At 66.0% G+C, this 22,381-nt stretch carries 34 protein-coding genes; 7 read left to right on the top strand and 27 right to left on the bottom strand.

The window, feature by feature from the left end; all coding sequences use genetic code 11:
- The first annotated feature begins 4 nt into the window (after positions 1-4).
- The 4 genes from ACSFCA_RS29040 (at position 5) to ACSFCA_RS29025 (ending at position 2,651) form a co-directional block, all read left to right on the top strand.
- Positions 5-556 (top strand): hypothetical protein, encoded by a 552-nt coding sequence (locus ACSFCA_RS29040; protein ID WP_435461998.1) that lies wholly within the window; start codon positions 5-7, stop codon positions 554-556.
- Positions 557-606: 50 nt separating this feature from the next.
- Complete coding sequence (locus ACSFCA_RS29035) at positions 607-1,314, top strand: helix-turn-helix transcriptional regulator (protein WP_258352566.1); 708 nt, start codon at positions 607-609, stop codon at positions 1,312-1,314.
- 84 nt (positions 1,315-1,398) lie between these two features.
- Positions 1,399-2,247 (top strand): DMT family transporter, encoded by an 849-nt coding sequence (locus tag ACSFCA_RS29030; protein WP_435461999.1) that lies wholly within the window; start codon positions 1,399-1,401, stop codon positions 2,245-2,247.
- Between the two features lie 86 nt (positions 2,248-2,333).
- Complete coding sequence (locus tag ACSFCA_RS29025; RefSeq protein ID WP_435462000.1) at positions 2,334-2,651, top strand: hypothetical protein; 318 nt, start codon at positions 2,334-2,336, stop codon at positions 2,649-2,651.
- Positions 2,652-2,676: 25 nt separating this feature from the next.
- Here the strand turns inward: ACSFCA_RS29025 and ACSFCA_RS29020 are convergent, their stop codons facing one another.
- The 11 genes from ACSFCA_RS29020 to ACSFCA_RS28970 form a co-directional block, all read right to left on the bottom strand.
- On the bottom strand, positions 2,677-3,720 hold the full coding sequence (locus tag ACSFCA_RS29020) for an NADP-dependent oxidoreductase (protein WP_435462001.1): 1,044 nt from the start codon (positions 3,718-3,720) through the stop codon (positions 2,677-2,679).
- Positions 3,721-3,823: 103 nt separating this feature from the next.
- Complete coding sequence (locus tag ACSFCA_RS29015) at positions 3,824-5,206, bottom strand: HAMP domain-containing sensor histidine kinase (RefSeq protein WP_435462002.1); 1,383 nt, start codon at positions 5,204-5,206, stop codon at positions 3,824-3,826.
- A 26-nt stretch (positions 5,207-5,232) separates the two neighbouring features.
- On the bottom strand, positions 5,233-5,928 hold the full coding sequence (locus ACSFCA_RS29010; RefSeq protein ID WP_258352543.1) for a response regulator transcription factor: 696 nt from the start codon (positions 5,926-5,928) through the stop codon (positions 5,233-5,235).
- Between the two features lie 50 nt (positions 5,929-5,978).
- On the bottom strand, positions 5,979-6,368 hold the full coding sequence (locus ACSFCA_RS29005; protein ID WP_258352541.1) for a hypothetical protein: 390 nt from the start codon (positions 6,366-6,368) through the stop codon (positions 5,979-5,981).
- Positions 6,362-6,859, bottom strand: coding sequence for a DUF4260 domain-containing protein (locus ACSFCA_RS29000; RefSeq protein ID WP_258352540.1), 498 nt, complete (start codon positions 6,857-6,859; stop codon positions 6,362-6,364). The genes ACSFCA_RS29005 and ACSFCA_RS29000 overlap by 7 nt, the downstream gene beginning before the upstream one ends.
- Positions 6,852-7,319 (bottom strand): Spy/CpxP family protein refolding chaperone, encoded by a 468-nt coding sequence (locus ACSFCA_RS28995; RefSeq protein ID WP_093057760.1) that lies wholly within the window; start codon positions 7,317-7,319, stop codon positions 6,852-6,854. Before ACSFCA_RS28995 ends, ACSFCA_RS29000 begins: the two co-directional genes overlap by 8 nt.
- Before the next feature lie 132 nt (positions 7,320-7,451).
- Positions 7,452-7,826: a DUF4148 domain-containing protein gene (locus tag ACSFCA_RS28990; RefSeq protein WP_435462003.1), complete on the bottom strand. Its 375-nt coding sequence runs from the start codon at positions 7,824-7,826 to the stop codon at positions 7,452-7,454.
- 131 nt (positions 7,827-7,957) lie between these two features.
- Positions 7,958-9,760 carry a phosphoenolpyruvate--protein phosphotransferase gene (ptsP, locus tag ACSFCA_RS28985; RefSeq protein ID WP_258352527.1) on the bottom strand — a complete coding sequence of 601 codons (1,803 nt, stop codon included), beginning with the start codon at positions 9,758-9,760 and terminating at the stop codon, positions 7,958-7,960.
- A 10-nt stretch (positions 9,761-9,770) separates the two neighbouring features.
- Positions 9,771-10,040 (bottom strand): HPr family phosphocarrier protein, encoded by a 270-nt coding sequence (locus tag ACSFCA_RS28980; RefSeq protein WP_093057763.1) that lies wholly within the window; start codon positions 10,038-10,040, stop codon positions 9,771-9,773.
- Complete coding sequence (locus ACSFCA_RS28975; protein WP_093057764.1) at positions 10,009-10,464, bottom strand: PTS sugar transporter subunit IIA; 456 nt, start codon at positions 10,462-10,464, stop codon at positions 10,009-10,011. Before ACSFCA_RS28975 ends, ACSFCA_RS28980 begins: the two co-directional genes overlap by 32 nt.
- Positions 10,465-10,598: 134 nt before the next feature.
- Positions 10,599-11,141 (bottom strand): hypothetical protein, encoded by a 543-nt coding sequence (locus tag ACSFCA_RS28970; protein ID WP_435462004.1) that lies wholly within the window; start codon positions 11,139-11,141, stop codon positions 10,599-10,601.
- Positions 11,142-11,241: 100 nt separating this feature from the next.
- Here ACSFCA_RS28970 and ACSFCA_RS28965 point away from each other — a divergent pair, with 100 nt between their 5' ends.
- Complete coding sequence (locus ACSFCA_RS28965) at positions 11,242-11,739, top strand: TlpA disulfide reductase family protein (RefSeq protein WP_093057766.1); 498 nt, start codon at positions 11,242-11,244, stop codon at positions 11,737-11,739.
- Between the two features lie 72 nt (positions 11,740-11,811).
- Here ACSFCA_RS28965 and ACSFCA_RS28960 read toward each other — a convergent pair whose 3' ends face one another.
- On the bottom strand, positions 11,812-12,258 hold the full coding sequence (locus tag ACSFCA_RS28960) for a c-type cytochrome (protein WP_097197787.1): 447 nt from the start codon (positions 12,256-12,258) through the stop codon (positions 11,812-11,814).
- A gap of 162 nt (positions 12,259-12,420) precedes the next feature.
- Between ACSFCA_RS28960 and ACSFCA_RS28955 the strand changes: the two genes are divergently transcribed.
- A complete protein-coding gene (locus ACSFCA_RS28955) occupies positions 12,421-13,131 on the top strand; it encodes a cytochrome b/b6 domain-containing protein (RefSeq protein ID WP_258352522.1) in 711 nt (236 codons plus the stop codon).
- Positions 13,128-13,715: a GNAT family N-acetyltransferase gene (locus ACSFCA_RS28950; protein WP_435462005.1), complete on the top strand. Its 588-nt coding sequence runs from the start codon at positions 13,128-13,130 to the stop codon at positions 13,713-13,715. Before ACSFCA_RS28955 ends, ACSFCA_RS28950 begins: the two co-directional genes overlap by 4 nt.
- A gap of 16 nt (positions 13,716-13,731) precedes the next feature.
- Here ACSFCA_RS28950 and ACSFCA_RS28945 read toward each other — a convergent pair whose 3' ends face one another.
- The 15 genes from ACSFCA_RS28945 to ACSFCA_RS28875 all read right to left on the bottom strand — a co-directional run.
- On the bottom strand, positions 13,732-14,238 hold the full coding sequence (locus ACSFCA_RS28945; RefSeq protein WP_435462006.1) for a peroxiredoxin: 507 nt from the start codon (positions 14,236-14,238) through the stop codon (positions 13,732-13,734).
- Positions 14,239-14,314: 76 nt separating this feature from the next.
- Entirely contained in the window at positions 14,315-14,584 is a 270-nt protein-coding gene (rpsQ, locus tag ACSFCA_RS28940; protein WP_015867662.1) for a 30S ribosomal protein S17, read from the bottom strand.
- Between the two features lie 9 nt (positions 14,585-14,593).
- Positions 14,594-14,803: a 50S ribosomal protein L29 gene (gene rpmC / locus ACSFCA_RS28935; protein WP_056589463.1), complete on the bottom strand. Its 210-nt coding sequence runs from the start codon at positions 14,801-14,803 to the stop codon at positions 14,594-14,596.
- A 55-nt stretch (positions 14,804-14,858) separates the two neighbouring features.
- Positions 14,859-15,275, bottom strand: coding sequence for a 50S ribosomal protein L16 (gene rplP / locus ACSFCA_RS28930; RefSeq protein WP_007838137.1), 417 nt, complete (start codon positions 15,273-15,275; stop codon positions 14,859-14,861).
- A gap of 52 nt (positions 15,276-15,327) precedes the next feature.
- Positions 15,328-16,242, bottom strand: a complete 915-nt coding sequence (rpsC, locus tag ACSFCA_RS28925; RefSeq protein WP_093057771.1) for a 30S ribosomal protein S3 — start codon at positions 16,240-16,242, stop codon at positions 15,328-15,330.
- Positions 16,243-16,259: 17 nt separating this feature from the next.
- Complete coding sequence (gene rplV, locus ACSFCA_RS28920) at positions 16,260-16,592, bottom strand: 50S ribosomal protein L22 (protein ID WP_007838134.1); 333 nt, start codon at positions 16,590-16,592, stop codon at positions 16,260-16,262.
- A gap of 9 nt (positions 16,593-16,601) precedes the next feature.
- Entirely contained in the window at positions 16,602-16,880 is a 279-nt protein-coding gene (gene rpsS / locus ACSFCA_RS28915; RefSeq protein WP_007838132.1) for a 30S ribosomal protein S19, read from the bottom strand.
- A gap of 10 nt (positions 16,881-16,890) precedes the next feature.
- Positions 16,891-17,715: a 50S ribosomal protein L2 gene (gene rplB, locus ACSFCA_RS28910; RefSeq protein WP_093057772.1), complete on the bottom strand. Its 825-nt coding sequence runs from the start codon at positions 17,713-17,715 to the stop codon at positions 16,891-16,893.
- Positions 17,716-17,717: 2 nt separating this feature from the next.
- Positions 17,718-18,053, bottom strand: a complete 336-nt coding sequence (rplW, locus tag ACSFCA_RS28905; protein ID WP_093057773.1) for a 50S ribosomal protein L23 — start codon at positions 18,051-18,053, stop codon at positions 17,718-17,720.
- Positions 18,050-18,670 carry a 50S ribosomal protein L4 gene (gene rplD / locus ACSFCA_RS28900; RefSeq protein WP_019657681.1) on the bottom strand — a complete coding sequence of 207 codons (621 nt, stop codon included), beginning with the start codon at positions 18,668-18,670 and terminating at the stop codon, positions 18,050-18,052. The genes rplW and rplD overlap by 4 nt, the downstream gene beginning before the upstream one ends.
- Positions 18,670-19,350, bottom strand: a complete 681-nt coding sequence (rplC, locus tag ACSFCA_RS28895; protein WP_093057774.1) for a 50S ribosomal protein L3 — start codon at positions 19,348-19,350, stop codon at positions 18,670-18,672. The genes rplD and rplC overlap by 1 nt, the downstream gene beginning before the upstream one ends.
- Positions 19,351-19,587: 237 nt before the next feature.
- A complete protein-coding gene (locus tag ACSFCA_RS28890; protein ID WP_435462007.1) occupies positions 19,588-20,136 on the bottom strand; it encodes a hypothetical protein in 549 nt (182 codons plus the stop codon).
- A 17-nt stretch (positions 20,137-20,153) separates the two neighbouring features.
- Positions 20,154-21,776: a hypothetical protein gene (locus tag ACSFCA_RS28885; protein ID WP_435462008.1), complete on the bottom strand. Its 1,623-nt coding sequence runs from the start codon at positions 21,774-21,776 to the stop codon at positions 20,154-20,156.
- Positions 21,777-21,929: 153 nt separating this feature from the next.
- Positions 21,930-22,244: a 30S ribosomal protein S10 gene (rpsJ, locus tag ACSFCA_RS28880; protein WP_007838118.1), complete on the bottom strand. Its 315-nt coding sequence runs from the start codon at positions 22,242-22,244 to the stop codon at positions 21,930-21,932.
- 21 nt (positions 22,245-22,265) lie between these two features.
- Positions 22,266-22,381 (bottom strand): EF-Tu C-terminal domain-related protein (locus tag ACSFCA_RS28875; protein ID WP_475539687.1); only part of this gene is annotated, 116 nt, incomplete at its 5' end.

The raw sequence follows: 22,381 nt of genomic DNA, 5'->3' as shown, positions 1-22,381 counted from the left end.
TCCCATGCCACATCCTCATGACACCCTCGACGTCTGGTCGGTCGAAGGCCGTTTCCAGCACCTGGTCTACAGCCCCAAGGGCCGCATCGAAGGCGTGCTGATCGACACCGACGGCGTGCCCACGCAGTTCGTGTTCGATCGCCACGACGAATGCGCCGCGCCCGCGTTTGCCGGCCTGCAGGCCGGCCAGGCGCTGGTGATCGAGGGCATCGAACAAGACCCCTCGCCCAAAGGCGAAACCGAACACACGGTCTACCGCTTCGAGCGGCTGGCCTCGGTCGACGGCAAGGCGCCGCGGCAGGTGGACGCCGGTGAACGCATCGACGGCACGGTAGTTCGCTTCAACTACGCGCGCCACGGACAGGCCAACGGCGTGGTGCTGGACACTGGCGACTTCGTCCACACAAAGCCCGACGGCCTCGCGCGGCTGGCCCTGAAGGTCGGCGACAAGGTGCGGGCCGAGGGCCGCTCACAGCCGCTGGCGACGGGCCAGGGGCGCGTGGTCGAAGCGGTGCGGGTCAACGGGCAGGCGCTGCAGGACGCCGACGGAGGCTGATGCTGCTTGTGGCATTGCCGAGGCGCTGCGTGGACAATCCATGAAAGCCCATGCCTGTCCTCGGTTCCTCCCCGCTGCCCCACCATGAACTCGCCCTGCGCGACTACGGCCACTCGCACGGCAGCCACGCGCACGACCACTTCCAGGTGCTGATCGGCCTCGACGGCGTGCTGGAAATCGAGGTCGAAGGCCGGGGCGCCGGCATCGGTGTGGGCGAGGCGCAGGTGGTCGCCCCGGGCGACCGGCACGACTTCAGCGCGCGCAAGCACGGCAGCCTGTGCCTGGTGCTCGACACCACGCAGCCGGCATGGGCCCGCTGCGCCGAGCGCGCACCGCCCGACGCACCGCAACTGCACACGCTGGCGCGCTACCTGGCGCAATGCATGAAGCAACCGCAGGCCTCGGCCCTGGCCTTGCAGCACGGCCCCGCGCTGCTGCTGGAGGCCTGGAGCCCCGCACCGGCATCTGCCGATTCGCGCCGCCGACGCATCGACTGGACCCTGCTCGCCGACTGGGCCCGAGCCCGCTGGCATGAACCTTTGAGCGTGGCCGACCTGGCCGATGTCGCCTGCCTGAGCCCGAGCCAGTTCGCGCAGCGCTGCCGCGACGAACAGGGCGTGAGCGCGATGCACTGGCTGCGCTCGCTGCGGCTGGCGCATGCGCGTGAGCTGCGGCTGGGCGGCATGAGCGTCGCTGAGACGGCGCGGCGCACGGGCTACCGATCGCACTCCGCACTCACCGCCGCGCTGCGCCGCTGACTGCGCCTTCCCCGGCGCAAAACCGTCGTTGCGCGACGACGGACCGTCATTGCGCGACGACCGCGTCGCTTAGCCTTGCCGCCCATGTCGTCCACCGTCTACGCCCTGCTGGCCATCGCGCTCTGGGCCACGCTCGCCTCGCTCGGCACCGCGCTATCGCACCTGCCGCCATTTCTCTTGACCGGCCTCGCACTGATCGTCGGCAGCGTGCCGAGCTGGCCGCTGGTGCTGCGCGACCGCTCGGCCTGGCGGGTGCCGCCGCGCACGCTGGCGCTGGGCATCTACGGGCTGTTCGGCTTTCATTTCCTGCTGTTCATCGCGCTGCGGCACGCGCCGCCGGTCGAGGCCAACCTCGTCAACTATCTGTGGCCGCTCTTCATGGTGGTGCTGGCGCCGGTGCTGCTTCCGGGCATGTCGCTGCGGCCGCTGCACCTGGTGGCGGGGCTGCTGGGGTTCGCGGGCGCGGCGATCGCGATCCTCGGCGCGCGCGGCGGCGGCGCGGCGGCAACGGGGGCGCAGGAGTACTGGGGCTTCGTGCCGGCGTTGGGCTCGGCCTTCGTCTGGGCGAGCTATTCGCTGTGGACGAAGCGCGTGGCGGCCTTCCCGACCTCGGCGATCGGCCTGTTCGGGCTGGTCTCGGGTGTGCTCTCGCTGGCCTGCCATGCCGTGCTCGAACCTTCGGTGGCGCTGTCGAGCCGCGACTGGCTGCTGCTCGTGCTCTGCGGCCTCGGCCCGCTGGGCGCGGCTTTCTTCGTGTGGGACATCGCGCTCAAGCGCGGCGACGCGCGGCAGATCGGCATCCTGAGCTACCTCACGCCGCTGGGCTCGACCGCGCTGCTGCTGCTCGTCACCGGCCGGCCGCTGACCTGGACCATCGCTGTCGCGGCCTGGCTCATCGTCTCGGCGGCGGTGATGGGCACACGCGCCCGTTGATTCGCGCTGAATCAGGCTGTATCCGACGGCTCGGCGTCTTCTTTTCTGGCTAGAGTGGAGGCTCAGGAAAAAAGGAGCCAACCCACATGGACGACAAGAACAGGGATTTCGAGATCACGCCCAAGCTGGTGTTCGACCTGAACCTGGCGCTGTACCTCGACCTGGTGGCCGCGCTGGAGGGCGCGGGCGCCGTCACCTACCGCCAGATGGCGGCCCGGGTGCTCAACATCAGCATGGACGCGCGCGGCGACGGCGACACCGGCCTGTCGACAGTGCTCGAAGGCATCGCCAGGGGTTTCGCCGGCCACGGCGACGGCATGTCGATCGAGCTGCTGAAGGCCGCGAGGGGTCTTCGCGAAGACGACGCGATGGGCGACATTCCCATGCGGCCCGACGAAAGCTGAAGAAGCGCCTTCTTCAGCTTCTTTTTCAGGCTTGCGCCACCTGCAGCACCAGCTTGCCGAAGTTTTCTCCGGCAAAGAGCTTGTTGAGCGACTCGGGGAAGGTGTCCAGGCCCTGCACGATGTCTTCCTTGCTCTTCATGCGCCCGTCTTTCAGGTAGCCGGCCATCTCGGCGATGGCGATGTGATAGCGGTCGGCGTAGTCGAACACCACGATGCCTTCCATGCGCGCGCGGTTCACCAGCAGGCTCAGGTAGTTCTTGGGGCCGGCCGCGGGCATGCTGTTGGCGTTGTTGTACTGGCTGATGGCGCCGCAGATGATGATGCGGGCCTTGCGCGCGAGCCGCGCCAGCACCATGTCGAGGATCTCGCCGCCGACGTTGTCGAAGTAGATGTCCACGCCCTTCGGGCAGTGGGTCTTGAGGCCTTCGCGCACCGCGCCGGCGCCGGCCTTGTAGTCGATGCAGGCGTCGAAGCCCAGCTCCTTCACCACCCAGTCGCACTTGGCGGCGCCGCCGGCGATGCCGACCACGCGGCAGCCCTTGATCTTGGCGAGCTGACCCACGGTCTGGCCCACGGCGCCGGCCGCGCCGGAAACCACCACCGTCTCGCCCGCCTTGGGCATGCCCACGTCCATCAGGCCGAAGTAGCCGGTCATGCCGGGCATGCCCAGCACGTTGAGCCACTGGGTAATGGTGCCCACGCGCAGGTCGATCTTGACCAGGCCGTTGCGCTTGATCTGGTCTTCGGGGATCAGGATGTATTCCTGCACGCCCAGCGTGCCGTAGACGGTGTCGCCCACCGCGAACTGCGGGTTCTTCGAGGCGATGACGCGGCCGACACCGCCGGCGCGCATCACTTCGTCGATGCCCACGGGCGGGATGTAGCTCTTGGCGTCGTTGAGCCAGCCGCGCATGGCGGGGTCGAGCGACAGCGACAGCGTCTTGACCAGCACGCCGCCCTCGGCCGGCTCGCCGACGGGTTCGGTGGTGAATTTCCAGTTCTCGCGGGTGGCCGTGCCCTCGGGGCGTTTGGCGAGGCGAACCTGGTGGTTGGTGAGTGAGCTGCTCATGGTGTCTCCTTGACCTTGAATGCCGGACGCTGGCACGGAGGCGCATCGTAGCCGTGGCCTGCAGGCGGGCTGGTAGCGCAGGTGACAGCGCCCGCCGGACGTTCTAGGCCAGTCTGACGATGATCTGCAGCCCCGGCCCGGCGTTGCGCACCGTCAGCTCGCCGCCGTGCGCCTCGGCGATCAGCCGGCACAGGTACATGCCGAGGCCGACGCCGCCGGTGGCGCGCGCCCGTGCGCCGTCGGTGCGGTAGAAGGGCTCGGTCAGCCGCTCGAGCTGCTCGTCGTCCACGCCGGGGCCATGGTCGCGCACCTCGATCTCGATGCCCTGCTTCCTGCCGTCGAGCACCGCACGCAGCGACACGCAGGGCGGCCGCGGTGCGTCGGCGCTGTAGCGCAGCGCGTTGTCCAGCAGGTTGCGCACCAGCAGGCGGATGCGCATGCGGTCGACGGCATGCGGCGGCAGGCCTTCGGCCAGGTCGAGATGCACGTGCTGCGCATCGGGCATCTCGGCCACGATCTCGCGGATCAGCGCTGCCAGCTCGACCGGTTCGCGCTGCAGCGCCACGTGCGGACTGGCCAGGCGTTCGCTTTCGAGCAGGTCGCTGATGAGGTCGCGCATCTCGTTGAGGTCGCGCAGCAGCGCCTCGCGCTCGGCCTGGCCTTCGGGCGTGATCGGCAGCAGCTCGGCATTGAGCCGGGCGCGCGTGAGCGGCGAGCGCAGTTCATGGCTCAAGGCCAGCAGCAGCCCGCGCTTGGCGTCGAGCATGGCCTGGATGTCGTCGGCCATGGTGTTGATGCGTTCGGCGAGATCGCCGAGGTCGTCGTTGCGGCGCACCGGAATGGGCTGCGTGAACTCGCCACGGCCGAAGCGCTGCGCGCCTTCGCGAATGTCGATCAGCGGCCGCAGCAGTCGACTCACGTAGGCATAGCCCAGCAGCACGCACGACAGCAGCACGCCGAGCGTGGCCCAGCCGGTGGCACGCGGCGCCAGCTGCCAGAGCTTGGGCGCCCAGCCGAAGATCACGCGGTGGCCGTCTGCGGTGGGGCGGATGAACCACTTGTCACCCCCGAACACGTCTTCGCGGTCGTGCATCCACCCGCCGGGGCTGTTCGCTCCACCGGGGTTGGAATCCCAGTTGACCTTGGGACCGACGATGCGGATGGTGATGGGCAGCCGGGCCACCAGCGCCTGTGCGCGCGCCACGTCGGGCGGCGTGCCGATCTCCGAGACCAGGCGGTCGGCGTAGTCCGTCAGCATCGGCTTGGCGGCTTCGGCCCAGCCGGTGGAGAAAGCCTTCTTCATGCCGCCCATGAACACCGCCGCCATCACCATGGCCAGCACCACGAACATCAGCACCAGCCGCACGCGCAGGGAGCGGCGCCAGCGGCGCTTGCCTTGCACTTTTTCGTTCCAGCGCGCATGCCACTTCGCGTGCCAGTCCTCGCGCGATTGCTCGTCGCGGCACTCCTCGCCGCGCCACCTCATCCTGCGGGATTCCCGACGGCCGAAACTCATGCAGGCTCGCTGCGTGCGACGGCCAATGCGTAGCCGGCGTTGCGCAGCGTCTTGATGCAGTCCAGCGGCTCGAGCTTCTTGCGCAGGCGACTCACCACGATGTCGACCGCGCGGGTGTAGAGCTCGGCCTCGTGACCGCGCAGGCGGTTGAGGATGTCGTCGCGGCTGAACACCTTGCCGGGTTCGGCGGCCAGCAGCGCCAGCAGTTCGAACTCGGTGCCCGTGAGCTCCACGCGCTCGCCGTGGCGCAGCACCTGGCGCCGGTCGAGGTCGATCGACAGGCCATCGAACACGCGGTGCTGCGTGCCGTTGGCCACCGCCTGCGGCACGCTGCGCTGGCGGCGCAGGATGGTCTGCACGCGCGCCACCAGCTCGCGCGGCTCGAAGGGCTTGGGCACGTAGTCGTCGGCACCGAGTTCGAGGCCGACCACGCGGTCCATAACCTCGCCGCGGGCGGTGAGCATGACGATGGGAATGTCGCTTTCCTTGCGGATCTCGCGGCACAGCGCGAAGCCGTCCATCTCGGGCAGCATGACATCGAGGATGGCCGCGTCGTAGGTGCCGGCGCGCAGCTTGGCGAGGCCTTCGCTCGGGCGCACGGCGCTCTCGAGCGTGCAGCCGAAGCGTGCGAAGTAGGTGGTCAGCGGCGCGGCGAGGTGTTCGTCGTCGTCGATCAGCAGGATGCGCGGCATGGCGGGATTGTGCCTCCTGGCAAGGAAATGGCGGATGACCTCGCTGACCATCAGACCTGCCGGCATCGCACCGCCCAGGTCAGGCCCGTCACGAGGAGTGAGAGCAAAAGCGCGTGGTAGACCACGTCGGGCACGGTGCGCGGACCGATGCCCGCCACGATGGTGCCGAGCCCGACCAGCGTGCCCAGCAGCGCGAAGCCCTGGCCGAAGATGGCGGCGCGGCGCGCATCCTCTGGGCGCAGCCAGGTTTCGACCGTGGCGAGCACCAGCACGGTGGCGATCACCGCTTCAGCGATGCGGGCATGCCCATGCGCATAACCCGGCACGATGCGGCCGGCGTGCACCATCGATGCGAGGCCGAGCGCGAGCGCCTCGGCCAGCATCCATGCGCGCGCGGCCTGCGGGCGCATGACGGGGACCATGCCGCGTGCGCTCACCATGGATCGGCCTTCCCGATGCGGCCCAGGTGCGTGGCGGCAAAGCCCGCTGCGTACTTGAGTCCGTAGCCGAGTGCGCGGTCGAAGCCGATATGGACCAGCCAGATCAGGCTGCCGGCCACCGCCCACGGCATGGCCGCAAGCACGCCGAGCGCCAGCAGCAGCACCGGTCCGATGTACGAGTGCGCCGCGTTGTAGAGCGCCGCGCCCACTCGCGGCCCCGCGAGGTAGCCCAGCAGCGAGAGATCGGGCGCGAGCAGCCAGAGCGCGAACACGCCCCAGCCCAAGCCGAACTGGGCGTAAGCAGCGAGTGCCACGCCGAGCACCACGGCGCCTTCGACCCGCAGCAGCGCGCGCACCCCGCCGGCTACCGCTGCCTGTTCGGGAGATACGGTGGAGCCGGCTTCGCCGGTCCACAGCTGTCGCCCCCGGAGAGGGGGAAGGCGAAGCGACACGAAGTGCGCGAAGCCTGGGGGTGAGTGGAGCCTATCCACGATGGCTCCAGCGGCGGCCACCTCGGTCCATGAAGTCGCGCACCTTCTGCTGCTGCGCGGCATTCAGGTTGTCGTAGAAGTCGGCAGCGGCGGCAATGATCTCGGGACTGCCATTGCGCACGGCGGCGGTCTTCTCTTCGACCAGGCGCGTGGCGCCGGCCTGGTCGAGCTTGTTGCCCGCGAACAGCGCCTTGAACTGCGAGCGCGGATCGCCCGAGCCGCCGGCGCCGCGCATGGCTTCGCGCTGCGCCTGCAGCTTCTCGGCCAGCACGGTGAGCTTCTGCTTCTGGTTGGCGTCGAGCTCGAGCTTGCTGCCCACGCGCTCGATCATCTTCGCGCGGAACTCGGCGCTGTCGCCACCGCCCCAGCCGTGCCGTTGACCAGCACAGCCGGCGATGCTGCCGGCAACCATTGCGGCGCCCGCAAAACCGAAGAGAGTTCGTTTGATCCAGTATTTCATGGTGATTCCTTGTGTTGTCTGTGAGGAGGAAGCTCCATGGTGCGATTTGCACCGGGCCAAGTCCTCTCGCTGCGGTTGCGGCGTGTTTCGTTTTATTGCGACGCGCGAGGCGGCAAGCCGGGGGCTGTTTGCTTACAGGCGGCTGCTCTTGGCGTTGGCAGCCGAGGCGCGCGCGTCGACGGGGTTCTGCATCGTCGAGATGACCTGGCTGTTCACGCGCGAGCTGGCCGACACGTTCTGGTCGGGCGCAGCGGTGGCGCGCACGGCTTCGGCGACGATGCGGCCGCGCTCGGTCGACACGGCCATGGTCTCGGCGCCGCGCGAACCGCGCACCACGTTCTGGTTGGGTGCCGATGCGGTGTTCACGGCTTCGGCGCTGACGTCGGCGCGGCTCTTGGCCGACACGGCGGGCTGCACGCCCTCGTAGCTTTCAGCCTTGGCGCCGGCTGCGGCGAGCATGGCGAAGGATGCGACAGCGACGATCTGGGTGAAGGAGACGGAGTTCATTTCAGGCCTTTCTTTCAGGGTTGGAAGAGGAGGCCTGATCGTGCTTGCGGGGTTCCCGCAAGTCCTTTCGCCGCAGTTTCGGCGTGTATCGTTTCTTTTCACCCACCCGCAAGGGTGAGTGAAAAGTACGCTCAACCCGCCATCATGGCGGCAGGGTCGTCGGACTCGAGCACGCTCTTGGCCCATGCCTCGAGCTTGCTGGTGTCGGCGCGCAGCACTTCCTGCTTGACGGCGAGAATGCGCGAGGGGTGCATCGAGAAGCTGCGCAGGCCCAGGCCCAGCAGCAGGCGCGTGAAGGCCACGTCGCCCGCCATCTCGCCGCACACGGCCACGCCCTTGCCCTGGCGGCGGCACTCGGCAATGGTGTCGGCCACGAGACGCAGCACCGCCGGGTGCGCGGGGTCGTAGAGATGCGCCACCGACTCGTCGGCGCGGTCGATGGCCAGCGTGTACTGAATCAGGTCGTTGGTGCCGATCGACAGAAAGTCGAAATGCTTCAGGAAGATGCGCAGCGTGAGCGCAGCCGCGGGAATCTCGATCATGGCACCGAGCTTCACCGGGCCGTGCACCGCGCCGCGGTTGTCGAGCTCGGTGCGCGCGAAATCGATCAGCGACAGCGTCTGGCGAATCTCGCTCGCGTGCGCGAGCATGGGGATCAGCAGATGAATCTCGCCGTGCGCCGCCGCGCGCAGGATGGCGCGCAGCTGTGTGAGGAACATCGCCGGATCGGCCAGGCTCCAGCGGATGGCGCGCAGGCCGAGCGCGGGGTTCAGGTGCTCCTGCTTGTTGGCCGACTTGCTGTCGAGCGGCTTGTCTGCCCCCACGTCGATGGTGCGGATGGTGACGGGCATGCCCTGCATGCCCTCGACCGCGCGCTTGTAGGCCTGGTACTGCTCTTCTTCGTCGGGCAGGCGGGTCTGGCGCGTGGTCGACTCGCGGCCCATGAAGAGGAATTCGCTGCGGAACAGGCCCACGCCCACGGCACCGGCCTTGACTGCGCCCACGGTGTCTTCGGGCATCTCGATGTTGGCGAGCAGTTCGATGCGCTGGCCGTCGAGAGTGATGGCCGGCTTGTGGCGCAGCCGCGCGAGCCGGCCGCGTTCGAGATCGCCCTGGCGCTGCTTGAAGCCGTACTCGGCCAGGATGATCGGCGACGGGTCGACGATCACCACGCCGGCATCGCCGTCGATGATGACCCAGTCGTCCTGGCGCACCAGCTGGCTCGCGGTGCGCGCGCCGACCACGGCCGGAATGTCCATGCTGCGCGCGACGATGGCGGTGTGCGAGGTGCGCCCGCCCACGTCGGTGACGAAGCCGGCGAACACGCTCTTCTTGAACTGCAGCATGTCGGCCGGCGAGAGGTCGTGCGCGATGAGCACCAGCGGCACGTCGATGCCGTCGCCCGCGGTGGGGTCGTCGTTGTCGTCGTCCGTGGCGGCGGCGCGCTTGCGGCGCGGCGGGCTCGGCGCCAGCACGGCGGCCGTGCCCTTCATGCGATGCAGCAGGCGCTCGACCACCTGTTCGAGGTCGGCCTTACGCTCGCGCAGGTACTCGTCCTCCATCTCGTCGAACTGGCGCGCGATGATTTCAAGTTGCGTGGTCAGCGCCCATTCGGCGTTGTAGAGCCGCTCGCTGATCCAGTGCTTGACGCCGCCGCTCAAGGCCTCGTCCTGCAGCAGCATCTGGTGCACCTCGAGCAGCGCCGCGAGTTCGTGCGGCGCGTCGTTGGGGCCCATCAGCGCGACGTTGGCCTGCAGCTTTGCGAGCTCTTCGGCCACTGCATTGCGCGCGGTGCGCACGCGGTCGATCTCGGTCTCGATTTCTTCCGGCTTGATGAAGTAGTGGGCCACGTCGATGCGGCTCGACACCACCATCACCGCGCGCCCGATGGCAATGCCACGGGCGACAGGGAGGCCGTGGACTGCGAAGGTCATGGGACGGTCCTTACTCGCCTTCGCCGAACTTGTCGTCCATGAGCTGGACGATGGCGTTCATCGCTTCTTCTTCCTGCGCACCGTTGGTTTCGAGCTCGACGGTCGAGCCGATGCCGGCGGCCAGCATCATCACGCCCATGATGCTCTTGGCATTGATGCGGCGGTCGCCGCGGGAGAGCCACACCTCGCAGGGAAAGCTGCCTGCGAGCTTGGTCAGCTTGGCCGATGCGCGTGCGTGCAGGCCCAGCTTATTGCTGATGGTCACGGATTTCTTGATCACTGTGCTTTCTTTTCGCCTGATTCTGGGGAGCCGCCACCGCCACCTGCATGACGCCCGCGGTGCCGCCCGCGAGGGCGCGCTGCACCAGCGTCTCCAGAGGCTCATGCCGGTAGGTGACGGCGCGCAGCAGCATCGGAAGATTGACCCCCGCCACCAGCCGCGACCGGACGCCGTCCACCAGCTTCTGCGCCACGTTGCAGGGCGTGGCGCCGAACACGTCTGCCAGCACCAGCACCTGCGAGCGCGGCGTGTGCAGCTGCTGCGCAAGCGTGATGCGCGCGGCCGCCAGCGTTTCTTCGGGCGACACGTTGGGCAGCACGTCGAGCGCGACGATGGCCTGCTCGCAATCGGGAAACACATGCAGCGCGCACTGCCGCAGCGCATGTGCGAACGGTGAGTGGGCGATGATGAGGATGCTGTTCATGCGGGACGGAGGACGACTCGTCGATTATGCGGGGGCGCCCAAGGGAAGTAGATATATGACATAACGCAGCAGCCCCGAAAAACAGACAGCGCCGCGGGAGGAGCTATCAAAACAATAGCAAACGCGACCGTCGCTCATGGAAGCCGCAGGCCCTCGAAGAACGTCTTTGGCGCTTCGACCGAGGAAGGCTTGCCCAGTACGGTGGCCTGGTAGAGCGCAACGCTGCCGTCTTTTTGCGACTGGGCGAACCAGAGCACCTGTACCGGCGCGGCGCCCTGCTGCTTTGGCTGGGCATCGAGCCGCAACGGGGCGGGCGTGGCGGTCGCGCGCTGCACGCTGGCGGGGGCTTCCGTCATCTGCGCCTCGCCCAACTGGCCGCGCGTGGCAGCGTGCCATGCGTTGAGCCAGGCCTCGGCCTGTTCGGGGCCTTTGGCGGAGGCATGCGCGATGGCGAAGGTCGCGCCGCCGGCTTCGCAGCCCGCCATGTCGACCTGCACCGACTCGGCGCCCAGCGGCAGGGCGCGGCTCGCGCGGTCGGGCTTGCAAGGCAGCAGCGCGATCAGGCCCGATTCGGCGACCGGTACTTCGCGCCAGTTGAAAGTGGGGCTGCAGGCTGCGAGCAGGGCTGCCGCGGTCAGCGCAAGCCAGGAAGAAGAGAAAGCGGGCGACGACGGCATGGGGCAGCGATTATCGAACCGCGCGAGGGCCGCCGGAACGCCGCCAGCACGATCCGGCACGCGGAACTAAAATCGCGCCGCCCTTCTCTTGCTTGAAGCCATGAAAAAATACATCGCCGCTGCCGCCGTCGTCATCGCATTGGCCACCGGCGTGGGCGTGTACCTCGGCTCCGGCGCCACCGCCGCGCCGGCCTCGACCTTCGTGCTGCTCGACGGCACGCAAAAGAGCACGGCGGACCTGAAGGGCAAGGTCACCCTGGTCAACTTCTGGGCCACGAGCTGCGTGACCTGTGTCGGCGAGATGCCCAAGGTCATCGCCACTTACGACAAATACAAAGCGCAGGGCTACGACACCCTGGCCGTGGCCATGAGCTACGACCCGCCGAGCTACGTCGTCAATTTCGCCCAGACGCGCAAGCTGCCTTTCAAGGTGGCGATCGACAACACCGGCAGCGTGGCGCAGGCCTGGGGCGACGTGAAGCTCACGCCGACCACCTACCTGGTCAACAAGCGCGGCGAGATCGTGAAGCGCTATGTGGGCGAACCGGACTTCGCCGAACTGCATAAATTGATCGAAAAGCTGCTGGCCGAAGCCTGATCTCCGGTCATCCCAACGAAAAGGCGCTCCCGAAAGAGCGCCTTTTGTTTTTGCGAGATGCCGGTTAGCCGGTTACTGGTTACGGAAGCTGTCGTGGCAGGCCTTGCAGCTCGCGGCGGTCGGGCCGAACTGGGCCTTGAGCGCGTCGAGGTTGCCGGCCTTGGCGGCGGTCACCAGCTTGCCGGTCTCTTCCATCAGCTTCTGCTGGCGCTCCTTGAACTTGGCGTCTTCCTTCCAGACTTCGGGCTTGGCCTTGCCGCCCTCGGTGCCGGCGCCGAAGCCCGCCCAGGGCAGCTTCGCCATGTCGGCGACCACTTCGGCATTGGCCGCGGCGGCGCTGGCGTCGTAGGGCGCACGGCCGTTGGCCATGGCGCCGAGGCGAGCAAAATGCTGGCTCATCACGAACAGCGCGCTCTGGCGGTACTTGATGGAGTCCTCGGGCTTGGCAAACTGGGCCGCTGCGGGGAGGGACATGGCAGCGCAGGCGGCTGCAAGGGCGAACGAAGCTAGTCTGGTCATCGTGGGTCCTCGTTGTGGGGAAAGCGCCGTCGAATGCGGCACTGCCGGCGAGTGTAGGGGCGGGCCGTATCCGGCGCATAGCAACAACCCGAAGCAGACTGGGGCCCGGACTTTGCTAATCTGCGCCTTCCGCAGCATTGCGCTCCCTTGGCGCCTTCTCCGATGACCGACTCCTCCGTGGCCGCCTTTCGCGTGGCCTCCGGCTCCGGTGCCCGCACACGGGTCTGGGACCTGCCGACGCGCCTTTTTCACTGGGCGCTGGCCATCGCCGTCATCGGCATGATCGGCACCGGCTTGGGCGGTGTCATGGAATGGCACTTCCGCCTTGGGTACACGGTGCTTTCGCTGCTGCTGTTCCGGCTGCTCTGGGGTTTTGTGGGCGGGCGCTGGTCGCGCTTTGCGGCCTTCGTCTACGGGCCGGGGTCGGTCGTGGCCTACCTGCGCGGACGGGCGCATCCGGACCACTTGATCGGACACACGCCGCTGGGCGCGCTGTCGGTGTTCGCGGTGCTGGCGATCCTGGCGTTGCAGGTCGCTACCGGGCTGATGGCAGATGACGAGATCTCGGCGTCCGGGCCGCTCACTCGTTTTGTCTCGGGCGAGGTCGTAAGCCTGGCCACGAGTTGGCACAAGGCGCAGGGCAAGTGGGCCGTGATTGCGCTCGTGAGCCTGCATGTGCTGGCGGTGCTGTTCTACGTGCTCGTCAAGCGGCATCGCCTGGTGCGGCCGATGGTGACTGGCGACAAGCTGGTTTCCGCCGAGAGCGGCCAAGTGGCGCCGAGCCGCGACGATGCGGCCTCGCGCTGGCTTGCGCTGGTGTTGTTCGCGCTGTGCGCGGGCGTGGCTTACTGGGTTTCTTCGTTGCGCGTATGAGCTTTTCCGTGTCACGCCCCCTGCCACTGTCGACGATGCCGGCCGTCGTGTTGCTCACGCCCGAAGAGGCGCACGAGATCGAGGCCGCGCGCGCGATCTTCCGCGACTACGCGGGTTCGCTGGGCATCGATCTGGACTTTCAGGATTTCGACAGCGAGCTGGCCCAGCTGCCGGGCGAGTACGCCGAGCCACGCGGCACGCTGTTGCTCGCGCTGGTCGATCCGGTCAATGTCTCGGAAGACGCCGGGCGCCAGGCGCCGACGCTGCAACGTGCCGACGGCACGCTGGCGCATGTGGCGGGGTGCTGCGCGCTCCGGCCGCTCGACAGCGCGGACTACGCGAACGCTGCGGAAATGAAGCGTCTGTACGTACGCCCCGGCTTCCGCGGCCTGGGCCTGGGCCGTCAGCTGGCCGAGGCGATCATCGATGCCGCACGCAGCGCGGGATACGGCTGCGTGCTGCTCGACACGCTCGACGACATGGAGTCGGCGCGGGCTCTCTACGAAGACCTGGGCTTCACGGAGGTGCCGCCCTACTATCACAACCCCGTCGCCGGGGCCCACTACCTCAAAGTGGATCTCTGACGACCGAAGCGCCCGATCAGCTGCGGGCCTGGGCCAGCAGCGTATCGGCGTCGCTGACTTCGAACTTGCCCGGCGCCTCGACGTTCAGCGTCGCGACCTTGCCGTCCTTCACGAGCATCGAATAGCGGTTACTGCGCAGGCCCATGCCACGGCCGGTCAAATCGAGCGTGAGGCCGGTGGCCTTGGCAAAGTCGGCGCTGCCGTCGGCCAGCATGCGCACCTTGGCGCCGGTCTTCTGGTCGCGCGCCCAGGCGCCCATCACGAAGGCGTCGTTCACGCTCACGCACCAGATCTCGTCCACGCCGGCGGCCTTGAAGTCCTCGAAATGCTGCACGTAGCCCGGCACATGCTTGGCCGAGCAGGTGGGCGTGAAGGCACCGGGCAGCGCGAACAGCGCGATGGTCTTGCCCGCCGAAGCCTTGCTCACGTCCACGGCGTTCGGGCCGATGCTGCAGCCTTCGCCCTCGACCTCGGAATATTCCTGCAGGGTGGCCGAAGGAAGGGTGTCGCCGACTTTGATCATTGAATGTGCTCCTGAAAAAGAAAAACGGCCCACATTGTGGGCCGTTTCGAGATGGGCTGTATCGAGCCGGGGATGATCAGACCAGAACGGCCTTCTCGACCAGACGGGTCACGACCCAGTTCTTGGTCTTCGAGATCGGACGGCTTTCCGTGATCTCGATGGTGTCGCCCAGCTTGTACTCGCCCTTTTCGTCATGGGCGTGGTACTTGCTCGTCTTGGCCACGATCTTGCCGTAGAGCTCGTGCTTCACACGGCGCTCGACCAGCACGGTCACGGTCTTGGCACGCTTGTCGCTGACCACCTTGCCGATCAAGGTGCGCTTGAGGGATTTTTTAGCTTCCGTCATGTTCACTCCTTACTTGGCGGCGGGGGTTTCTTGCTGCTTCTGAGCAAGAATGGTCTTGGCGCGCGCGATGTCGCGACGCGTAACGCGCAGCGTCGAGGTGTTCGACAGCTGTTGCGTGGCTTTCTGCATGCGCAGGCCGAAATGGGCCTTCTGCAGATCCTTGATTTCGGCTTGCAGGCCTGCGACGTCCTTCGTGCGCAGGGTTGCGGCCTTCGTCACCTTGGCCGGAGCCGCGGTTTCTTTTTTCTTACGTGTTGCCATGGATGTTCTCCTCTCAGGCGCCGAGCTGGCGAGCGACGAACGTCGTACGCAGCGGAAGCTTGGCGGCGGCCAGGCGGAACGCTTCGCGGGCGAGTTCTTCGGGCACGCCGACGATCTCGAACACGATCTTGCCAGGCTGGATTTCAGCGACGTAGTACTCGGGGTTGCCCTTACCGTTACCCATCCGCACTTCAGCGGGCTTGGTAGAGATCGGCTTGTCCGGGAACACGCGGATCCAGATACGGCCACCGCGCTTCACGTGACGCGAAATCGCGCGACGAGCGGCTTCGATCTGGCGCGCCGTGAGGCGACCGCGGTCGGTGCATTTGAGACCGAAGTCACCGAACGCAACCGAGTTACCCGTGGTTGCGATGCCGGTGTTGCGGCCCTTTTGTTCCTTGCGGAACTTTCTGCGTGCAGGTTGCAGCATGTTTTGTTACTCCGTGAGGGCCCCAGGCGCTTGCGCGCCCGGGAGCGACCGATTACTCGGTCTTGGCACCGTCCGCTGCTGCAGCGGGCGCGGCTTTGCGGACGCGCTTAACGGCGGGTTTCGAGTCTGCACCGGCACCGCCGGTTGCTTCTGCGGGCTTGTCGCTGCCATCGGCCGGGGCGGTGTTGCCACCGATCGGGCCACGGGCACCGGCGCGCGGGCCGGGACCACGACGGTCGCTGCCCGGACGGTCGCCACCAGGGCGGCCGTCACGGCGCGGACCGCGCGGACGACGTTCTTCTTCAGGACGCGGCGTTTCGACGGCCGGCAGGTCGTTACGACCCAGCGTGTCGCCTTTGTAGACCCAGACCTTGACGCCGATGACGCCGTAGGTGGTCTTGGCTTCCGAGGTGCCGTAGTCGATGTCGGCGCGCAGGGTGTGAAGCGGCACGCGGCCTTCGCGGTACCACTCGGTACGTGCGATTTCGATGCCGTTCAGGCGGCCAGCCGACATGATCTTGATGCCCAGGGCACCCAGACGCATGGCGTTTTGCATGGCGCGCTTCATGGCGCGGCGGAACATGATCCGCTTTTCGAGCTGCTGCGTGATGCTGTCGGCGATCAGCTGCGCATCGATTTCGGGCTTGCGCACTTCTTCGATGTTGACCGCAACCGGCACGCCGAGCTGCTTGCCCAGTTCGCGCTTGAGGTTCTCGATGTCTTCGCCCTTCTTGCCGATCACGACGCCCGGACGTGCCGAGTAGATCGTGATGCGTGCGTTCTTGGCGGGACGCTCGATCATGACGCGCGACACCGAAGCGTTCTTCAGCTTCTTCTTCAGGTATTCGCGAACCTTGATGTCTTCGGCCAGCATGCCCGCGAAATCGCGGTCGCTTGCGTACCAACGGCTGGACCAGTTACGGGTGACCGCAAGGCGGAACCCGGTTGGGTGGATTTTCTGTCCCATATTTCTTCCAGGCCTTCTTAGTTGCCAACCGTCACGTACACATGGCACGTGGGCTTGCTGATGCGATTGCCGCGACCCTTGGCCCGCGCCGTGAAGCGCTTGAGCGTTGCACCTTGCTCGACGTAGATGGTCTTGACCTTCAGCTCGTCGATGTCGGCACCGTCGTTGTGCTCGGCGTTGGCGATTGCCGACTCGAGCACCTTCTTGATGATCACAGCGGCCTTTTTCTGCGTGAACTGCAGAACGTTGAGCGCTTGATCGACCTTCTTGCCGCGGATGAGATCCGCGACCAGACGGCCCTTGTCGACCGACAGGCGGACACCGCGGAGGACTGCACGTGTTTCAGACATGGTCGTTCCTTACTTCTTCTGGACTTTTTTGTCCGCGGGGTGCCCCTTGAACGTGCGCGTGAGCGCAAATTCGCCGAGCTTGTGGCCGACCATCTGGTCGGTGATGTACACGGGCACGTGTTGCTTGCCGTTGTGCACAGCGATGGTCAGACCGATGAATTCGGGCAGGACCATCGAGCGGCGCGACCAGGTCTTGATCGGCTTCTTGTCCTTGGTCGTCACGGCCTTGTCGGCCTTGGCCACGAGGTGGTGGTCGACGAAAGGACCCTTTTTGAGAGAGCGAGTCATTGGCTATCCCTTACTTCTTGCGACGCGACACGATGAAGACCTGCGTGCGCTTGTTGTTACGGGTGCGATAGCCCTTGGTCAGATTGCCCCATGGGTCGACAGGATGGCGGCCTTCGCCAGTCTTGCCTTCGCCGCCACCGTGCGGGTGGTCGACCGGGTTCATCACGACGCCGCGAACGGTCGGGCGAATGCCCTTCCAGCGCTTGGCGCCTGCCTTGCCGAGTTGGCGCAGGCTGTGCTCTTCGTTGGCAACTTCACCGATGGTCGCGCGGCATTCGATGTGAATGCGGCGGACTTCGCCCGAACGCATGCGAACCTGGGCGTAAACGCCTTCACGGGCCAGCAGCGTGGCCGACGTACCGGCCGAACGTGCGATCTGCGCGCCCTTGCCGGGTTGCAGTTCGATGCAGTGGATCGTCGAGCCGACCGGGATGTTGCGGATCGGCAGGGTGTTGCCGGCGCGGATCGGGGCTTCGGCGCCCGACAGCAGCGTTGCACCGGCTTCCAGACCGCGCGGGGCGATGATGTAGCGGCGCTCGCCGTCGGCGTAGCAGACCAGAGCGATGTGGGCGGTGCGGTTCGGGTCGTACTCGATGCGTTCGACCTTGGCCGGGATGCCGTCCTTGTTGCGCACGAAGTCGACAACGCGGTAGTGGTGCTTGGAACCACCGCCACGGTGACGGATCGTGATGTGACCGTTGTTGTTACGGCCGGCCTTCTGGAACTGGGGTTCCAGCAGGGCCGCGTGAGGAGCACCCTTGAACAGGTGGTCACGCGAAATCTTCACCGCGCCGCGTTGGCCCGGCGAAGTGGGTTTCATCTTGATGACGGCCATGATTAAGCGCCTTCCCCGACGAGGTTGAGCTCTTGACCGGCCTTCAGCGTCACATAGGCCTTGCGAACGTTGTCGCGGCGGCCGATGGACTTGCCAAAGCGCTTGGTCTTGCCCTTGGTGTTGAGCACCGACACGCCCTGGACTTCGACCTTGAACATCAGTTCGACAGCGGCCTTGATCTCGGGCTTGGTGGCGTCTTGCAGCACCTTGAAAGTGACAGCGTTCGACTTCTCGCCGACCATCGTGGCCTTTTCAGACACGATCGGGGCGACCAGCACCGCCATCAGGCGGCCTTCTTCGAACGTACGTTCAGCGGCGGTAGGGTTCACGCGGCTCATGCGAACATCTCCTTGAGCTTGTCGACGGCACCCTTGGTGACCAGCACCTTCTTGTAGTGAACCAGCGACACCGGATCGGCGTAGCGGGGTTCGACCACGAGAACGTTGACCAGATTGCGCGAGGCAAGGTACAGGTTTTCGTCGACTTCTTCGGCGATCACGAGCACGGACTCGAGATTCATCGCCTTGAAACGGGCTGCCAGCGGCTTGGTCTTGGGCGAGTCGACCTTGATCGAATCGACCACGGCCAGACGGCCTTCGCGAGCCAGCTGCGAGAAGATGGACGCCATGCCGGCGCGATACATCTTCTTGTTGATCTTCTGCGAGAAGTTTTCGTCAGGCATGTTCGGGAAAATCCGGCCACCCCCGCGCCACAGCGGCGAGGACGTCATACCGGCACGGGCGCGGCCCGTTCCCTTTTGCTTGAAAGGCTTCTTGGTCGAGTGCTTGACCTGTTCGCGGTCCTTCTGGGCGCGCGTGCCTTGGCGTGCGTTGGCCTGGAATGCAACGACGATCTGGTGAACCAGGTCTTCGTTGTAGTCACGGCCGAACACGGTCTCGGGGGCGTCGTACTTCGACGCGGCCTGGCCTTGTTCGTTCAGGAGTTCGAGTTCCATTACTTCGCTCCTTGGGCCGCTTGCGGCTTGGCCTTGACGGCGGGACGCACGGTGACGAAGCCACCCTTCGAACCCGGAATCGCGCCCTTGATGAGCAGCAGTTGACGTGCTTCGTCGATGCGGAACACGTCGAGGTTTTGCGTCGTGCGGGTGACGTCGCCGAGGTGGCCCGTCATGCGCTTGCCGGGGAACACGCGACCGGGGTCTTGTGCCATACCGATCGAGCCGGGAACGTTGTGCGAACGGCTGTTACCGTGCGACGCGCGTTGCGAGCTCATGTTGTGACGCTTGATCGTGCCAGCGTAGCCCTTGCCGATGGAAGTGCCTTGCACGTCCACCTTCTGGCCCACGGAGAAGACGCTCGTCACTGCGATCACGCCGCCAGCCTTGTGCTGACCAGCGGTATCGGCGGTAACGCGGAATTCCTGGATGATTTCGCCTGCTTCGACACCCGCCTTGGCGAGGTGACCGGCTTCGGGCTTGGTCACGCGCGATGCTTTGCGCGAACCGAACGTCACCTGCAGGGCGACGTAGCCATCGGTCTCTTGGGACTTGATCTGGGTCACACGGTTGTTGGACACATCCACCACCGTGACAGGAACTGCGTCCCCGTCATCGGTGAAGAGACGCATCATCCCCACCTTGCGGCCCAGCAACCCGAGGGAGTTGCTCAGACTCATTTGTTTTCTCCAAAAATGGAAACTCCCTACGCCGCTGCCACTTCAATTGGCGACAGCGTTTGTCGGGCTTCCCCGAACAGCGTAAGAAGGTTGATAAATCTCTGCCAGAACGACACCCATGCGGACGCAGCAAGGGCAGAGCCAGCGATTATAGCCCGCGATGCGGGCTCCGCGCAAGCACTGCAGTTGTGGCCGTTTTGAGGGCGCCGAAGCCCCGTTTCCGGGGTCTTTCGCGGCTTATTTCGGCTCTTTGGCCGGCAGCGAGATGATTTTTTCGCCTTCCGCGGACGACTTCATCTCGCCTGCAGCCTTCATGGCCGGGGCGGCCGAGCCGGTCTGCACGGGGATAGCGACGATGCTCATGGCGCCGTTCTGCGTAACAAAGACGTTCAGATAGGCGAGACCTTCGCGGTCGCTCGTCACCGTGGCGGTGGCGGTCGTACGCTGGCCGGCGGGAAGGGCCAGGCTGCTGCTTGTGGTCAGGGTCAGGCCGGCATCGGTCGTCAGGCGTGCGGTGGCACCTGCCGGATCGCTCACGCCGTCGAACTGCAGAACGACAGAAACCGGCCGGCCGACCTGGGCCGTACCCTCCACCCTGAACTGGATCACGACGCCTGAATCGTTGGGCTTGCGCGCCGCGACCGTCATGGGCGCAGCATTGCGGGACGAAGCGGAGTGCTTTGCGGTGCGGGGCGCCGGCACGCCATCTGCGAAGACTGGCGCCGACGCGGCAGCTAGCGTCAGGCATGCCATGGCGGCAATCGTCGAGTTGGAACGGAGGTTCATGGCGGCCTTCCTCGCTGCTACTGAATGATCACGCCGAAGCAGGTGCTGGCGGCGGAGTTGTTGAGATCGTTGACAACCAGCACATAGTCGCCAGCCGACAGGTTGACCGAACTGGTATTTCGGCTCACCACGCCACCTCGATAGATTGCGTAGTTGGGATTAGCGCCCCCCGGTGGGGAGATCGTGAACTGGTAGCCACGGTTGGCGGGCGCCGTGAAACGCAGGTACGCGAAGCTTCCGAGCTTGTTTCCGTCACGCTGAGGATCCGCTGCGTTCGTCACACAGGCCGAAGTGGCCGTACCGACCACCGCCTGCTTGTACATCGGCAGCGCGATCGACACGCCGCCATCATTGCCCTCCCCCGCGCCGTAGGCATCATTGACCGTGATGCTCTGCCCTGCGAGCAGCGAGGCCAGCGTGGATGCACTGCCCTGCGCTGTCGCGTTGAATGCCACGGCGAACGGATGGATTGACGTGACCGGCGCACCGCTCCTGAACGGCGCCCCCGTCATCGTGTCGTGGATCGGCTTGAAACCGACCTGCTGGTTCAGGTTCCAGAAGATCGACTGGATCGAGGATTCACGGAACCACCCTCGGTTGGTCGCCGGCCCCTGCGTGAGATCGAGGCTGCCGCCCTGGGCCTGGCCGGGTCCACCCGAATCGACATAGTTGCTACGACCCAGCGCGATGCCCGACCAGCCGTTACCCCATCCTTCGGAGAAGGCGAGCCGGCGGTCGATGAGTTCGCTCGTGGAATGCGCGCCGCCCGGCGAATCGTCGCGGCTGAAGGAGGCCTGGTAATAGTGGCCCCATTCGTGCGCGATCACCGGCGCGTCGAATTCGTCGGTGTCCACATCTTCCTTGCCAAGCACGTAGATCTCGGCACCCGAACTCCTGCCGATGAAGAACGTAGTGCCGATCTGGCCCAGCGCGATGCTGCCGCCGGAGTTCGTGTTGTTGACACTCCAGAACACCTTCAGCGACGGAAACGCCGTCGCCGGAGCCACCGACAGCACCTTCTGCATCGCGGTGTAGATCGTGTCCATCACAGCGAATGGCCCGGACACGCGCTGGCTGGTGTAGCTCGACCCGCCCCACCCGCTGCCAGCGCGCAGGTCACGCGTGAGCGCCGCGACGCCGGTGGAGAACACCGACGACTGCATGGAGTAGATCGCGCTCGACTGGGTGTTGTCGCGCACGGTGACGTCCCAACTCGGAAGCACACCGGTGCGGAGGAGCTGGGCACGCACCCGGACGATGACACTCGTGTTCATCGGAACACTCGCCGAATAAGCGCCGTTGTCGTCAGTGGAGGTGATGGCCAACTGGGTGCCACTGGTGGCATCGAGCACTTCGACATAAGCCCTGCGCACTGGCTTGATAGCGGTGTCGGCATACACCAAGCGGCCGCTGGGATTTGGCACCGACTCATAACTGGCAGTCCCGCTCAGTACAACCACCGTCCCCGCCGGGAATACCGGCAGAGAAGAACCACCATCGCCATTTCCCGTTGTCGACGAGGCCACAGGCAACAGGGGAATGCCACCACCGCCACCTCCCCCACCGCCGCCACATGCGGTCAACAACACCGCCGCAATGCAAGCCATCAAACCCGACGCAAAAGAGATACTTTGTCTCATAGCTGTGCTGCCCTCGTTTCAGCTGTCCGACGCCTCGATGGAGGGAGGCTGTCGTCCGGCGAGGATGCCACATCTGCGTGACATAAAGCACAAAGCCCGCCTGCATTTCTGCAGGCGGGCTTCACAAATAACCGCGACGCGAGGTCGAACGGATTACTGCAGCTTGATCTCGACGTCCACGCCGGCCGGCAGGTCGAGCTTCATCAGCGCGTCCACGGTCTTGTCGGTCGGGTCGACGATGTCCATCAGGCGCTGGTGCGTGCGGATTTCCAGCTGGTCGCGCGACGTCTTGTTGACGTGCGGCGAACGCAGGATGTCGAAACGCTTCATGCGGGTCGGCAGGGGCACGGGGCCCTTGACGATCGCGCCGGTGCGCTTGGCGGTGTCGACGATTTCGGCTGCCGACTGGTCGATCAGCTTGTAGTCGAATGCCTTCAGGCGGATGCGGATTTTTTGCTTGGTAGCCATGGTGATTCCTTTGCGTCCGGCTTAGATGTCGAGGATCTTGGCCACGACGCCCGAACCCACGGTACGGCCGCCTTCACGGATGGCGAAGCGCAGGCCTTCTTCCATCGCGATCGGGTTGATCAGCTTGACGGTGATGC

This window comes from Variovorax multivorans (assembly GCF_051216835.1).
Taxonomy (GTDB): domain Bacteria; phylum Pseudomonadota; class Gammaproteobacteria; order Burkholderiales; family Burkholderiaceae_C; genus Variovorax.
The sequence above is the reverse complement of the archived record's forward strand: the minus strand, read 5'-3'. Positions and strand labels throughout refer to the sequence as shown.

Coding starts and splice junctions, on each gene's coding strand:
- ACSFCA_RS28955 (WP_258352522.1), top strand. CDS start 12,421: ATGACCGACTCCTCCGTGGCCGCCTTTCGCGTGGCCTCCGGCTCCGGT.
- rpsQ (WP_015867662.1), bottom strand. CDS start 14,584: ATGACGGAAGCTAAAAAATCCCTCAAGCGCACCTTGATCGGCAAGGTG.
- ACSFCA_RS28990 (WP_435462003.1), bottom strand. CDS start 7,826: ATGAACTCCGTCTCCTTCACCCAGATCGTCGCTGTCGCATCCTTCGCC.
- rplW (WP_093057773.1), bottom strand. CDS start 18,053: ATGAGCCGCGTGAACCCTACCGCCGCTGAACGTACGTTCGAAGAAGGC.
- ACSFCA_RS29035 (WP_258352566.1), top strand. CDS start 607: ATGCCTGTCCTCGGTTCCTCCCCGCTGCCCCACCATGAACTCGCCCTG.
- rplD (WP_019657681.1), bottom strand. CDS start 18,670: ATGGAACTCGAACTCCTGAACGAACAAGGCCAGGCCGCGTCGAAGTAC.
- ACSFCA_RS29020 (WP_435462001.1), bottom strand. CDS start 3,720: ATGAGCAGCTCACTCACCAACCACCAGGTTCGCCTCGCCAAACGCCCC.
- ACSFCA_RS29025 (WP_435462000.1), top strand. CDS start 2,334: ATGGACGACAAGAACAGGGATTTCGAGATCACGCCCAAGCTGGTGTTC.
- rpsS (WP_007838132.1), bottom strand. CDS start 16,880: ATGACTCGCTCTCTCAAAAAGGGTCCTTTCGTCGACCACCACCTCGTG.
- rplC (WP_093057774.1), bottom strand. CDS start 19,350: ATGAGTCTGAGCAACTCCCTCGGGTTGCTGGGCCGCAAGGTGGGGATG.
- ACSFCA_RS28970 (WP_435462004.1), bottom strand. CDS start 11,141: ATGCCGTCGTCGCCCGCTTTCTCTTCTTCCTGGCTTGCGCTGACCGCG.
- ACSFCA_RS28890 (WP_435462007.1), bottom strand. CDS start 20,136: ATGAACCTCCGTTCCAACTCGACGATTGCCGCCATGGCATGCCTGACG.
- rplP (WP_007838137.1), bottom strand. CDS start 15,275: ATGCTGCAACCTGCACGCAGAAAGTTCCGCAAGGAACAAAAGGGCCGC.
- ACSFCA_RS29040 (WP_435461998.1), top strand. CDS start 5: ATGCCACATCCTCATGACACCCTCGACGTCTGGTCGGTCGAAGGCCGT.
- ACSFCA_RS29015 (WP_435462002.1), bottom strand. CDS start 5,206: ATGAGGTGGCGCGGCGAGGAGTGCCGCGACGAGCAATCGCGCGAGGAC.
- ACSFCA_RS29010 (WP_258352543.1), bottom strand. CDS start 5,928: ATGCCGCGCATCCTGCTGATCGACGACGACGAACACCTCGCCGCGCCG.
- ACSFCA_RS28995 (WP_093057760.1), bottom strand. CDS start 7,319: ATGAAATACTGGATCAAACGAACTCTCTTCGGTTTTGCGGGCGCCGCA.
- ACSFCA_RS28885 (WP_435462008.1), bottom strand. CDS start 21,776: ATGAGACAAAGTATCTCTTTTGCGTCGGGTTTGATGGCTTGCATTGCG.
- rplB (WP_093057772.1), bottom strand. CDS start 17,715: ATGGCCGTCATCAAGATGAAACCCACTTCGCCGGGCCAACGCGGCGCG.
- rpsC (WP_093057771.1), bottom strand. CDS start 16,242: ATGGGACAGAAAATCCACCCAACCGGGTTCCGCCTTGCGGTCACCCGT.
- ACSFCA_RS28965 (WP_093057766.1), top strand. CDS start 11,242: ATGAAAAAATACATCGCCGCTGCCGCCGTCGTCATCGCATTGGCCACC.
- ACSFCA_RS28960 (WP_097197787.1), bottom strand. CDS start 12,258: ATGACCAGACTAGCTTCGTTCGCCCTTGCAGCCGCCTGCGCTGCCATG.
- ACSFCA_RS28945 (WP_435462006.1), bottom strand. CDS start 14,238: ATGATCAAAGTCGGCGACACCCTTCCTTCGGCCACCCTGCAGGAATAT.
- ACSFCA_RS28950 (WP_435462005.1), top strand. CDS start 13,128: ATGAGCTTTTCCGTGTCACGCCCCCTGCCACTGTCGACGATGCCGGCC.
- rpsJ (WP_007838118.1), bottom strand. CDS start 22,244: ATGGCTACCAAGCAAAAAATCCGCATCCGCCTGAAGGCATTCGACTAC.
- ACSFCA_RS29030 (WP_435461999.1), top strand. CDS start 1,399: ATGTCGTCCACCGTCTACGCCCTGCTGGCCATCGCGCTCTGGGCCACG.
- ptsP (WP_258352527.1), bottom strand. CDS start 9,760: ATGACCTTCGCAGTCCACGGCCTCCCTGTCGCCCGTGGCATTGCCATC.
- rplV (WP_007838134.1), bottom strand. CDS start 16,592: ATGTCTGAAACACGTGCAGTCCTCCGCGGTGTCCGCCTGTCGGTCGAC.
- ACSFCA_RS29005 (WP_258352541.1), bottom strand. CDS start 6,368: ATGGTGAGCGCACGCGGCATGGTCCCCGTCATGCGCCCGCAGGCCGCG.
- ACSFCA_RS28975 (WP_093057764.1), bottom strand. CDS start 10,464: ATGAACAGCATCCTCATCATCGCCCACTCACCGTTCGCACATGCGCTG.